The organism is Oikeobacillus pervagus (assembly GCF_030813365.1).
In the GTDB taxonomy this organism is placed as follows: domain Bacteria; phylum Bacillota; class Bacilli; order Bacillales; family DSM-23947; genus Oikeobacillus; species Oikeobacillus pervagus.
Genome location: NZ_JAUSUC010000007.1, coordinates 43364 through 56497 on the forward strand (window position 1 = coordinate 43364; position 13134 = coordinate 56497).

Annotated in this window: 12 protein-coding genes; 5 read left to right on the plus strand and 7 right to left on the minus strand. The window is 35.2% G+C overall.

The genetic code is table 11. From position 1 onward, the window contains the following. Positions 1-84: 84 nt before the first annotated feature. The 3 genes from J2S13_RS04215 to J2S13_RS04225 all read right to left on the minus strand — a co-directional run bounded on the left by J2S13_RS04215 (position 85) and on the right by J2S13_RS04225 (position 2076). On the minus strand, positions 85-333 hold the full coding sequence (locus J2S13_RS04215; protein ID WP_307256459.1) for a PepSY domain-containing protein: 249 nt from the start codon (positions 331-333) through the stop codon (positions 85-87). Positions 334-520: 187 nt separating this feature from the next. Then, positions 521-1207 carry a YjjG family noncanonical pyrimidine nucleotidase gene (locus J2S13_RS04220; protein WP_307256460.1) on the minus strand — a complete coding sequence of 229 codons (687 nt, stop codon included), beginning with the start codon at positions 1205-1207 and terminating at the stop codon, positions 521-523. Then, positions 1204-2076 (minus strand): YitT family protein, encoded by an 873-nt coding sequence (locus J2S13_RS04225; RefSeq protein ID WP_307256461.1) that lies wholly within the window; start codon positions 2074-2076, stop codon positions 1204-1206. Before J2S13_RS04225 ends, J2S13_RS04220 begins: the two co-directional genes overlap by 4 nt. Before the next feature lie 210 nt (positions 2077-2286). Here J2S13_RS04225 and J2S13_RS04230 point away from each other — a divergent pair, with 210 nt between their 5' ends. Further along, complete coding sequence (locus tag J2S13_RS04230; protein WP_307256462.1) at positions 2287-3120, plus strand: YitT family protein; 834 nt, start codon at positions 2287-2289, stop codon at positions 3118-3120. 339 nt (positions 3121-3459) lie between these two features. Next, positions 3460-4074 carry a PH domain-containing protein gene (locus J2S13_RS04235; protein ID WP_307256463.1) on the plus strand — a complete coding sequence of 205 codons (615 nt, stop codon included), beginning with the start codon at positions 3460-3462 and terminating at the stop codon, positions 4072-4074. A gap of 56 nt (positions 4075-4130) precedes the next feature. Here the strand turns inward: J2S13_RS04235 and J2S13_RS04240 are convergent, their stop codons facing one another. Both J2S13_RS04240 and J2S13_RS04245 read right to left on the minus strand, forming a co-directional pair. After that, positions 4131-4733, minus strand: a complete 603-nt coding sequence (locus J2S13_RS04240; RefSeq protein ID WP_307256464.1) for a hypothetical protein — start codon at positions 4731-4733, stop codon at positions 4131-4133. Between the two features lie 483 nt (positions 4734-5216). Next, positions 5217-5978, minus strand: a complete 762-nt coding sequence (locus J2S13_RS04245; RefSeq protein WP_307256465.1) for an SDR family NAD(P)-dependent oxidoreductase — start codon at positions 5976-5978, stop codon at positions 5217-5219. A gap of 556 nt (positions 5979-6534) precedes the next feature. Between J2S13_RS04245 and J2S13_RS04250 the strand changes: the two genes are divergently transcribed. After that, entirely contained in the window at positions 6535-8865 is a 2331-nt protein-coding gene (locus tag J2S13_RS04250) for a glycerophosphodiester phosphodiesterase family protein (protein ID WP_307256466.1), read from the plus strand. A gap of 210 nt (positions 8866-9075) precedes the next feature. Here the strand turns inward: J2S13_RS04250 and J2S13_RS04255 are convergent, their stop codons facing one another. Both J2S13_RS04255 and J2S13_RS04260 read right to left on the minus strand, forming a co-directional pair. After that, a complete protein-coding gene (locus J2S13_RS04255) occupies positions 9076-10020 on the minus strand; it encodes a GGDEF domain-containing protein (RefSeq protein ID WP_307256467.1) in 945 nt (314 codons plus the stop codon). Between the two features lie 306 nt (positions 10021-10326). After that, positions 10327-10704, minus strand: a complete 378-nt coding sequence (locus tag J2S13_RS04260) for a VOC family protein (protein WP_307256468.1) — start codon at positions 10702-10704, stop codon at positions 10327-10329. A gap of 422 nt (positions 10705-11126) precedes the next feature. Between J2S13_RS04260 and J2S13_RS04265 the strand changes: the two genes are divergently transcribed. Together J2S13_RS04265 and sstT are read left to right on the plus strand one after the other, a co-directional pair. Next, positions 11127-11216, plus strand: coding sequence for a YjcZ family sporulation protein (locus tag J2S13_RS04265; protein WP_307256469.1), 90 nt, complete (start codon positions 11127-11129; stop codon positions 11214-11216). Between the two features lie 539 nt (positions 11217-11755). Further along, entirely contained in the window at positions 11756-12988 is a 1233-nt protein-coding gene (gene sstT, locus J2S13_RS04270) for a serine/threonine transporter SstT (RefSeq protein WP_307256470.1), read from the plus strand. The last annotated feature ends 146 nt before the right edge of the window (positions 12989-13134 follow it).

A 13134-nucleotide genomic window follows, 5' to 3' on the forward strand; every position in this document is an offset into this window, starting at 1 on the left:
AACTGCTAAATTCCCTCTTCACTACACGCAAAAGACACCTGTTCTACTCGGGTCAGGTGTCGGTTTTTTTATGAAACGTGAAAACTAATCAAAATCTGTTTCTTCTTCCATTTTAATAATACGTCCTGTTTTTGCATGAATCTCCACTTCAAAAATTCTATTTTTAGCTGTCAATATGAAGACTTCATAAACGAGAACGCCATTTTCCAAATCCATATCAACATGTAGAACTCTGCCTGGGATATTTTTAAGGGCGATGTCTTTAGCCTGCTGCTTCGTTATTCTTTGTCTAGACATTGGGACCGGTTGGCTATAATAATAATCCCCGTACATAAACCATCCTCCTCATGAAAAATCTATCCATTTATCCATATGTAACCAGGAAAGAAATGGTGTCATTCAGGCTTATGTAATACCACAATTTCCATTTAACTACGTGTTGTATGATGTGAATGGTCGAGAATCGATATTTCAAAGTTAATAAATGCCATAATTAAAAACAAAAAACAACAAATTCACTTCATGATCCTATCATTTTAACAAGGTCTCCTAGCTCACTAATTTCATAGGTTGGCTGGTTACTTGTATGATTTTCTTTAGAATAGCGATTAAACCAACATGTGTCGATACCGTAGTGGATCCCTCCTTGAATATCGGAGGTTAATGAATCGCCTACAATCAAGACTTTATTTTTATCTGTAATCTGCATTTTAGAAAAAACATAATCAAAAATCTCCTTTTCTGGCTTTTGGAAACCAGCTTCTTCGGAAGTAAAAATATACTCAAACGTATTACGTAACGGTGAACTCTCAATTCTCGATATCTGGATTTCCTTAAATCCGTTTGTAATAACGGCTAGACGTAAAGGATTTAACTGCTGACATAACTTCTCGGCTCCTTCAATAAGAGGCGCTTCCTTTCCTAAGTATCCAAGATATACATGATTAAATTTTTCCGCGTCGATTTCCATCCCATATTGGCAAAATAATCTTCTAAACCTTTCCACTCCTAACTCTAATATCGTCATATTTCCCTGTTCCAAATCACGCCATAAAACTTGACTAATCTCGTTATAGCTACCGTGATAATCTGATAGTCCTGTTGGTAAATCAAACTCACAAAAAGCTTTATGCAAAGCTTTTTTTTCGGAGATAGTAAAATCAAATAACGTATCATCTACATCAAATAGAACAATTTCGTATTTCACTGAATTCCTCCCTTATCATAAAATTTGGATATGGAGAATCCACGTCCTAAAATTTCAGAGGCATTGAGGAATACTACAAAGGAAGTTGGTTCCTCCTCTTGTAGTACTTTTTTTAAATAAATCGCCTCTTGCTGTTCAACCACACATAGGATCATTGTTTTTTCTTTATTTGAAAAACCTCCAATCGAGCGAACCTTTGTAAGACCTCGGTCTATTTCATCTTTAATAATGGCTTGTATCCGTTCTTCCCGATCGGTAATAATGAGCACAAGTTTAGATGAGGATGATTGCAGTTGAACAAAGTCAATAACCTTACTTGTTACATAAATGGCCATCATAGCATATAATGCCAGTTCCAAATTAAACACAAAAGCAGACCATACGACCACAAGTCCATCAACGATTAGCTGTGAATAACCACTGGATAATCCCGTATATTTTTTCACAATTTGCCCTACTGTTGCTAATCCTCCCGTAGAACCTTTTCCGCGGTAAACAATTCCAAGCCCTACTCCTAAAACAATTCCTCCATATATAGCAGCTAATAAAGGATTATCGATCTGAAAAGGAAGATCCTCACTAATCCAAATCGTAAACGGAACAAAAATAACCCCTACTAATGTCTTTAAACTGAAATCTTTTCCTAGAAGTACGAAGCCAACTATAAAAATCGGAATATTTAACAACCATTGAACATAAGCCGGATTAAACTTATAGAGGTCATAAAGGATCGTACTAATACCAGATACACCGCCAGCAGCAAGCCTAGCGGGTAAAAGGAAGATATTATAGGATAAACCGACAAGGGTCGAACCAAAGACAATATAAAAGTATTCTATCAATTTTGCCTTAGCTGTATGTTTGGTCATCTCTTAACCCTATCCTTTCTACATGTACTATTTTTTATCTTAACAAAAGAATAAATGAATAAAAAGCTAGGTTCTGATATTTGGTGTGACTTGACCTGCCTCCTTCCCTGCCCATTCATTATTCTGCTTGCTACGATTTGTCATCCTCTGTATAATTCAATTGGGAAATACCAATAGAAGGGAATAACATTTTTAAGGGGGTGAAAACAGATGAATAGAACAACAAAAGATGTGCTTCTCATCATTATTGGTTCATTTATTTTTGCTATCGGTGTAAATTACTTTGCCATTCCTAACCGTTTGTCCGAAGGTGGTGTGATAGGTGTTACTATCGTTACCTATTATTTATTTGAATGGTCACCTGGTATTGTCAACTTTGTCATTAATGCCACTTTATTAGCAATCGGTTATAAACTATTTGATAGACGTGTAATTTGGTATACCATTATTTCGATTGTTTTTTCCTCAATCTTTTTGCATTATACAGTGGATTTTAACAAAGAACTGAACGGTGACACATTATTAGCCGCTTTATTTGCAGGTTTAACTATTGGAATTGGGATTGGACTTATTTTTCGAGCTGGTGGTACATCAGGTGGATCCGCCATTTTAGCACGGTTAGCGAATCAATTGATAGGATGGAGTATCGGAAAAGGAATGTTAGTGATTGATATTATTGTCATACTAGGCTCTGTTTTCATTATTGGCCAGGAAAAAGCGATGTACACGTTAATTTCCGTCTATGTTGGCGCTAAAGTAATTGATGTAGTGGTAGAAGGTGCAAATGAACGAACAGCCGTTTTTATTATCTCTAACTATCCTAATGAAGTATTAAATGAAATAACCAATCGAATGGCACGAGGCATTACTGTGTTGGATGGAAAAGGCGGATATACAAAAGCGAACAAAGAATTATTATATATCGTCATTAACAAACAGGAAATTGTTCAATTAAAGAAGATTATTCAGGATATTGACCCAGATGCATATGTAACCGTCCATGGGGTACAAGAGATACTTCGAAAAGGATATAAGGGCGCTTAATCATCCCTTCCTGTATCTACATACCTATTTTTATGGAGTATCAGGCTTGATGCGTTTCCTTCAATCCTTTTCCGTAAATATTAGCAGTTTCATTCCCTGGAGAGGGTCCAAAAGTGGATAACAAAAGAGTGGAACTAATAGCAAATTGAGAAAATTACTAATGAATTAGTATCAGTCATGTATCTATAAAAATGAGACTTACGTTTTATTTTTGAAAATCAATTTATAGAAAAAAATACTACTTTTCTATTTATTATATATTCTGACTAGATTTCACTCGATTTAATGTTACAATTATTCAGAATAAACTAGCTGCTAAAAGAAAGGGGCGTTTTTCAGATGTTAAAAAAATTTGCTTCTGACGCTTTAGGATTATCGGATATTGGGAAAATCATTGGCCCTGAGGATTATGATAAAACAGATGCGGATGATTATATTCGACATGAGGATAATGAAAAAATTTACTTTTTAATTAAGACAAAAGCAGATGAATATTGCTTTACTAACATCGCCTTTATCCATGTAGATGGTGAAAATGCTGTTTCCTCCAAACGGATATTAAAGCGCTATCCATATACACAATATAAAATTTCAAATGTTCTCCTTGAAACAGCTGGTCGCGTCGACTTGGATATAGAAATTAAATTTACATTAGGAAATCAATCATACAGTATCGATGTGGATAAAAGACAATTGGATAAATTAAATGATCTATACAAAGCATTGGTTTATATCTCAGAAGAAATTCATGAGAATAGTATTATGTATAATATGGCGACTCAAAGTTTAGATAAAGCTGTAGCGGTTCTACAAAACTCCAAAATTGAAGAAGCACAAATAGCAGATCAATATAAACAATTAACAGAATTCGGGTTCTCTTGGTTAAAATCCGCTCGTGAACAATACCATGAAAAGGATTTCGGCTCAGTTTTTGAAAAATATATAAACAACTAAAAAAGATGCCTGACTCCTAATAATAGCTGATTAGAAGTCAGGCATCTGCGTTTAAATCAATTAAAAATCATCATAGCTATCACTATTAATGCAAAGATCCCCCCTATCGTAACTGCCACAATATTAGATTTAAAAGTATACCCTTTCATTTCCAATTCAGAATTGGAACCATCGACCTTTCGAATATGAATAATTAAACTAATATTAACCAAAGTTAACATTCCAATGGTGAAGATGAAGACGAACATAAACTTAATTTGAAAAACATTATGAGTCGAACCGAGGTTCCAGAATGATTGCATTAACATTAAACTACTTAATATTAGATTCCAAACATACGTCACTTTGCGCTGTTTGTACCACTCACTTCCCATTTTTTTCTTTTCGTAAATCGCTACCTTTTCCAAAATAGGAATCAGAGACCTTGTTGAATCCTTTTTTATAAAACCAATAATGACCTGAATTAATAAAAGAACGCCAAGAACGAAGAAGAAACGGGCTTGCGTCACATTAAAAAAATGAACGATTAAGAAAAAAATAGTTAAACATGAAATGACCAAACCATTCATTATATAAATTTGCTTTTCTCTCATTTTATCAATCTCAGTTGGATCCATTTGCATTCCCCCAGTATCTTCTAATCGCCCGTTTATATTCATCCAAACTCCTATTATTTCATCCTCTTTTTACTTATTCGCTTTGTCACACAAAAAGTAGTTCCCAATGCAAATAAGGAGATTATCAAAGGAGAAATAATACTCGTGCTTCCAAATTCGAGTTGAGATGGGAAGTTGAGCCCCCTTCAAAAGGGATATTGGGTGTATAAAACATCGTGAGCAGCACTCCGGATAGCACTTGTACAATGACAAAGACAAGAGTAAAACTTCCTACGAACCATAAAACCCTTTTCAACTTACTCCCCCCTCTTTAAATGTTGATCCATCAACAATTTGAAGCATCGACACACTTTCTTATTATGACTACGATTTAGAAAATAGAAAGTTTCAGAAAAACAGGAATAAATTCAATCATTTTTTATAAGTACAAACGATTCATATTACAATTGGGCCATCATCAAAAGTGTGTTTCACTTTTTAACATAGGTGTTCCTTTAATCCCCAAATTAAGATGGAGATTTTTATTTAAAAATTCATTCTTGACTGTCCCCCATCGACATTTATACTCGCTCCAACAATCCATGACGCTTTATCAGATGCAAGAAAAGCGGCAACATTTGCAATTTCTTCGGGAGTGCCAAATCGTCCAGCTGGAATCTCATTTTCAACAAATGCTTTGATTTTTTCAGGGTTTTCCTCGAGTCTTCTTTTCCAGTTTCCCGTGTCATGAAGGATGCTTCCTGGAGCAATACTGTTCACACGGATTCCATAAGAAATAACTTCATCTGCTAAAGATTTTGTAAAACTGATCAAAGCAGATTTGGCATTATTATATGTCACTTTGCCACCGCTCTCTCTACCAAAAATAGATGTAATATTTATAATTGCTCCACTTTGAGCTTTCTTCATATGTTCCACCGCCAACTTACTTAAATGAACAGCAGAAACGTAATTTAGCTCTAATGCCTCATAAAATAACTTCATCTCTGTTTCTGCCGCTTTTCCCCCATTACTTCCGCCTGCATTATTAACTAGAACATCTATTGTTCCTTTTTCTTTAATAAACGTTTCAATCAACTTTAATCGGTCACTAGCGTTTGTGACATCCGCTTGAAAAGTCGAAACATCCCTACCTAACTCTTCTTTCGCCTTCATTAAAAAATCATTGTTGCGAGCCGCGATTGAAACATTCGCTCCTTCCGAAAGAAAGGCGCGAGCAATTGCCTTTCCAATTCCTTTAGAACCACCGGTAATCAAAATGTTCTTTCCTTTTAATTGAAGATCCATGCGTATCTCTCCTTTTTATTTAGTAAAAAACTAATATTATGATAACTATTTATTGGCACTTCATCTCTGATCGTCTTGTTTTTTCCTGACGCGTTTCGCAGCTTCCCGGATTTGATCATTTCCCAAGTATTTTGCGTATTTCCCATGATGATTTGCACTAGTTTCGGGGGTATTTGCATATTTCCCTGATTTTATGTTTATTTCCCCTATTTTTTTGCGCTACTTCCCATCACATTTGCACTCCCCCTTTTTCCTGATTACTGTATATCTACCATTCATCACAGTGAAAATGTAATATTTTTGTCGAATTCTATTAACTTACTGTTAAGATACCATTTCAAACTGACTTTTTTAAGTTAACCGCACTATTTCCTTAGTCCTCAACTGAACATCATTTCAAAAAAATTGACAATAAACTCACTTTTTTTAGGTTATTTCTCCTACATTCCAATACTTTTGTCCTGCACTCCAAATCTTAACAGTCAAAATCATCCTACATTGCTAAAATCTAGATGAACGAACTTATTTATATAAATCAGAAGGAGTTGGGCGTGAAATGTTAGGAAAAAAATCGATGGCGGGAGTGTTAATCGCATCTACTATTGCTTTTAGTACGGTACCTTCCCTATTTAGTTTAGATTCAATAGCCTATGCCAATCAATCTGGAAGCACATTGGTGAACGAAAATTTCGATCAGACGGCAAATGGGCAACTTCCTGCTGGTTGGAAATTAATCGAAGGTACGGCAGAAACGAAGGATGGGAAATTGGTACTCTCGTCTCTTTCATCTTCCAAACCTGCTAGAGTCGTGATTCCGCTTGGGGATCATCCTCAAGATTATGTATTTGAAGCCGATATGACATTTTTGTCGGCCGTTGAAGATACGCGTTGGGCTTCCCTTATGTACCGAGTCCAATCTGACAACTACCCTTATTATCAGTTCGCAGTTCGCAGAGGGACAACCGCTCTGAATGGCATTGAATTTGCGATAAGAAATGAAAATAACAAATGGGTTGTACCTGAAACTAATTTTTACCATGAAAAATTTGAATATAATAAAACATACAAGATGAAAGTGGTCGTGAGTAAAAATCGTGTACAACAGTTTATCAATGACAAATTAGTAATTGATACAGATCTTGCCAATCAATGGATGAAAGGCGATGTTGGGTTCCAAGCAAATGGGACTAATGTCCAATTTGACAATGTAAAAGTGACGACAACTACAGGGGAGCTTCCTCCTATAGACAAAGGCAGTGCGTTTATCCCAGCAGAACCTGAAACCAATATAATCAATCCACCAACATTAATAGCTGGTCATTCTGACAAAAATACGACAGAACAAGTCTCATCTATCCTACTACCAGTTCAAAAAAATGAAAAAGGACAGCTAATGACCGATAATGAATTATTAAGTGACGTATTAAAGTCAATGAAAAATAGAAAAATCCCAATCTTGAAGGTCGAACAAGCGGGTATAGCGGAAGATATTCTTAAACAATTAAATAAAAGTCAAACAAATGATGTTCATTTCGTATCAAGCAATCCTTCCATTTTAAAAGAATTAAGAACAAAATACCCAACTGCACGCGGTGGGCTATTATACACGAAAAACTCCCTGAATAAAAATGACTTAGCGAAGTTTGCTGAAGACATTCATAAACATGGTGGGAAAGTCGCGATTATTCCACAAAAAATCTTAACACAGGACATCATTCATTATTTGCATAGTCGGACTATTTCAGTATGGGGGATTGGTGCAAATTCTGAGAATTCCGCCCATGAAATGATTCATCTCGGTGTAGACGGGATCATTTCAGATGCTCCAGAATATTCATCACAAGCTCTTAAAGTATATCCGGAAAATACAATTATTCAAAGACCGATTGTAGCAGCTCATCGTGGAGTTCCTTCATTAGCTCCAGAAAATACAATGGCTGGATATCGCTTAGCATATGAACTTGGTGCAGATTTGATTGAGACAGACTTACAAATCACAAAGGATGGCCATATCGTGATTATGCATGATCATACAGTAAATCGTACGACAGATGGAACAGGCCAAGTAAGTGATTTAACACTGGAAGAAATTCGCTCGCTGGATGCAGGAATAAAATTTGGTCCACAATTCAAAGGAGAAAAAGTCCCAACCTTCAAGGAGTTTTTACAAGAGTTTAAAGAAAAAGACGTCGTTTTACTTATTGAGTTGAAAGATACAGGAATTGAGGAGCAAGTCATTAAAGAAATCGAAGAAGAGAATATGGAAAAACAAGTGGTCCTTCAAAGCTTTGATTTAGGTAGCATGACAAAATTAAACAAATTAAAACCTGAACTACCAGTTGGATACTTATTCTCTGCAGATACCCCTCCAACTGTTGATGGTAAATTAAAAAGTGCTAAAAAAATGCTTGATTATGGAACAAGCCAAAATGTCACACTGAATGCAAGCTATAGCAGTGTATATGAAGAATTTAACACTTATATGCGTCAGCGAGGAATGTTGAATATGCATTGGACCTTTAGAAATGAAGAAGCGTTTAGCGATAAATTGCAACAAGGACTAATCGGCCCAATTACAGATTATACACAATGGTTAACCCATTCGCCTATTAATCTTGAAACACCGATCAAAAAGGTCAACTTAAAAGTAGGAAAAACATCTGTAATACGAGCAAAAGCATTTGTAGATTATCGAGTAGATAAGAAGGAAAACATTCAAACCGAACTGTTCACCGTTCAAAATTCTGGTGTTGTAAAGATAAATGGCAACACCATTGAAGCATTAAAGCCGGGTAAAGCTCAAGTATTTGTGAAACATACATTTACTATGTTGAATACGGAATGGAATGTAGTAGCGGAGCCAATTGAAGTGTTTGTGAAGGAATAAACCAAATGCTGCTAGTTTCTAATTATGGGAAGCTAGCAACATTTTAGAAAACACTCGGAAATCAGGAAGACGGCATAACCCCTCCCTCCTATTAGGATAAAATAAAAAGGTAAACAAGGGTGGAAGTGGCTTTGCTTCTTCCTTTCCAATTAGGATATCAATTCAATTTTTACGTTTTGTTTTCAATCGAAAAACTTAAACAATGCTTTTTTAATTCATTTCCTTTCTACTTGCTTTATTCTTATACATGTTCTGATCAGCTTGTGCAAACAACTTAGGCAAAAGTCCAATTGATGTTGGGGAATAGGCAAACCCAACAGACATTTTGATCATTAGATTGTTATTTTGATTGCTATATTCATCCATCTCTTTTACAATACCATTTACCAATTGATCAATCTCTTTTTCAGCTTTTCCTGTTGCTAATAACACAAACTCATCTCCACCTATTCTTGAGACACTAACCTCTTTACAGTTAAATTTATTAAGTAGCCCAGCTGCAGCTATAATCAATTCGTCCCCTTTCTTATGTCCAAAATGATCATTGGTGTATTTTAGTTCATCTAAATCACACAATATGATCGCTACTGATGAATTCGTTTGTTCATTAAATTTGGCACTAATTAATTCAAAATACTCTCTATTATAAATTCCTGTTAACGCATCATGATAAATTCTATATTCCAGTTCTTTTTGTAACTTTACTTTTTCATCTATATTCCTGATAATTCCTTGAACAGCAACAAATTGTCCATTTCTATAAATAGGGGTAGCATATTCCTCAAACCACCTATAGATCCCTTCATTATCTTTCCATCTCTGGATAATAGGATGACTAAAATCAAGTTCCCCTCTTACTTTTTTACTCAAGTTTCTATAGTCATCTGGATGAATCCTTTTTAAGGGTGTGTCTGAATTTTCCAGTGATTCTTTTATTACTCCTTTTCCTAGGAACTTTTCTAAGGATGGACTAATATATGTAAATTTACATTCCGGTCTAACTTCATAGTGATAAATAACATCCTTTGATTCTTCAACCAACCGATAGATTATTTCCTCTAGCTTTGTATTCCATCTGCTTTTTATAAAGTTAGCATAAATCGCCCAGATTGATATTCCTGTCATTAAACCTAAGAAAAAAAATAAGATCCACATAGATACCCCTCTATTTTAAGTACAGTATATTTTTAAAGACCGATATTAGTCTATAGATTTTATGCGATAGGAAAATAGAACTATTATAATTATACTAGTTAAACGAGCTATTTCAACAAATTATTGATTAATCGCTCCTTTAAACAGGAATTAAGTCATAATAATATATAAAAAGACACGGTCCCCCGTTGTTCAAAGGTAGCGTGTCTGAAAGTAACATCCGTTGAAAACTAATGTCATTTAGTCATTTAAAAATTCCTTAAATATGAAAAGTCATTGGAAAAACGTCCCCGTTTTTCCAATCGCTTAATTATCTTCCCTTAATAAATATTCATTTCCATCTGGATCTTTAAATGTATACATCGTTCCATATGGCATTCTTAACATTTCCCCAACCTCTACATCATTCTGTTTCATTTTCTCATAAGCAGCATCTATATCAGTTGTGCTGAAAAGAATAGATGGATGCGCCACCTTAGAGGGTTGATGTTGTTCCATTGCAGACTTTGAATAAAGGACTAAGGTAGTGAACTCATCTTCGCTCGGCCCCACTTCAATCCAAGTCATATCGGGTCCCATAGGTTGCTCAAATTTTAAAACAAAACCGATTTTATTGATCCAAAAATCTTTTGCCTCTTCTTGATTCTCTACATATACCGTAATTTTCCCTATTTTATTAATCATCAAGTCATTCTCCTTTGCTTTTTGTGATTAGTATTGATTGGGTTCATTTGCTTTATTAGCAAAAGAAATAAAAAATTAAATTTCCTAATCGCCTATAAACATAGATTATATAATAATAAATTGCTTTCATAAAGATTGAATCAATAATCATATCTTAGGGTCGATATATACTATATCCTTTTACAAAGAACGTCATCCCTAGTCAGAGGAATGTTGCCTTTCTTAATAATTAGGAAGTAAACACCCTCATTGAATTTGCTAAAGCAATCCATTTTATACTAGGTCTAATGAAATAGTTCGCTCACTATGTACTTCAAATTTAGAGGAATTGCGGAATATACTTGTCTATACAACTTTTACTCGCCATCATATGGTATTAACTTAGAAGCTTCTAACAAAACATTTAAAGGAGGGAGAGGACTTTGGGTAATCAAGCTGGTTCTGGGTACGGATTCACATTAATCGTCGTACTATTTATTTTATTGGTTATTGTCGGAAGCTATTGGTCATAAATTGATCAATACGAAAGGGGCTGTCCTGTAAGTTGGACAGCCCTTTTCGTATTATACCGATTATTTAGTTCTAAAAATCCCCTCATTTCTTTATAGCAGGTCAGGAAAATAGATAGAATATGCAAACACACTACCATTTCCATAACTGTCTATATATGGTGGATAACAGAACCGTCCCAATGCTTACATCATAATTTATTCCGCAATTGATAAAAATCGTGCTAAAATTAACTAATGGATTTCATTAGTTTAAGCATCTTTGCTATTTGAAATGAATCTATAGTGTATGATGTTAAATCGAACCTAATGAGTGTAAGTACTACCATATAAAGTTGTTAGACCTCTATACTAGTAACAGGGGGAGGTTGGTTGCTAAGCGGCAACAATCCCCATTCCCTTGTCCGGTTTTAGGTATCAACATGAATTTTTCTGGAAGCGAGACAAATGGTCTCTTTCAAGCAAATTAGTTGCCACATACCTTTTCCGTTGAATTCTGGTTACACTATTTTTTAAGTAAAGAGAAAGGAATGGTTTTATAAATGAAAAGTTTAATTCTGCGGTGGAACCAAATAAGCCTAGTAAAACGAATAATTGTGGGGATTATTCTTGGTGTTATTTTGGCTGTAACGATTCCTGAATACACCAACTGGGTCACGATTTTCGGTTCTCTATTTGTAGGTGCATTAAAGGCCATCGCACCAGTCTTAGTCTTATTCTTAGTTATGTATGCTGTTGCCAAACATCGGAGTGGTCATAAAACAAATATGAAATCTATTATTGCCTTATATGCTATAAGCACCTTCCTAGCAGGACTTGTCGCAGTCATTGCCAGCTTTTTATTTCCTGTTACCATATCACTTGTACCAGGTGCCAAAGACGTGACTCCTCCGAGTGGAATTTTAGAAGTACTTCAGACATTACTATTTAACATTGTTGACAACCCGATCAATGCTCTAATGAATGCTAACTACATCGGTATTCTAACCTGGGCAATAGTTCTGGGTGTTGCATTAAGAAATGCTGCTGAAACCACCAAAACGATGCTGGGTAACTTTTCAAATGCCGTATCTTTATTAGTGAAATGGGTTATAAATTTAGCTCCAATAGGCATCATGGGGCTCGTTTTTGAAGCAATTGTTTCAAATGGACTCTCTGCCTTGGTTGACTATGGAAAATTACTTATGGTTCTACTAGGATGCATGATTTTTATCGCCTTTGTGATTAATCCACTGATCGTATTCATAAATATTCGTAAAAATCCGTATCCACTTGTTTTTAGATGTATTAAGGACAGCGCGATCACAGCATTCTTTACTCGAAGCTCAGCTGCCAATATACCAGTAAATATGAGATTATGTGAAAATTTAAAATTAGATAAGAATACGTATTCAGTATCGATCCCATTAGGTGCGACGATCAATATGGCCGGTGCAGCTGTTACGATTTCTGTCTTAACCCTTGCAGCCGTTAACACACTTAACATTCAAGTAGATATTGGCACTGCACTTATTCTTAGTGTCGTATCAGCTGTATCAGCCGCAGGTACTTCAGGTGTTGCCGGGGGATCTCTCCTACTCATTCCTTTAGCAAGTAGCTTATTTGGAATCCCAGATGATATTGCAATGCAAGTCGTTGGTGTCGGCTTCATCATCGGTGTGTTACAGGACTCTTGTGAAACTGCACTTAATTCATCATCAGACGTACTTTATACCGCTACAGCTGAATATGCAAAAATGCGTAAAGAAGGAAAAGAAGTCATTATGAATCCTTAAAAACTTATTTTCAAAAGCATTTAATTAATCTAGGCCTAAGAATTTCGCGAATCTATTTAATACGTCTAAGAGTAAACAAACCCACTTGCAGATCAATGTATGATTGGGTTTGTTTTTTTTAAAACTTTTTTCTAATACCTGTCATT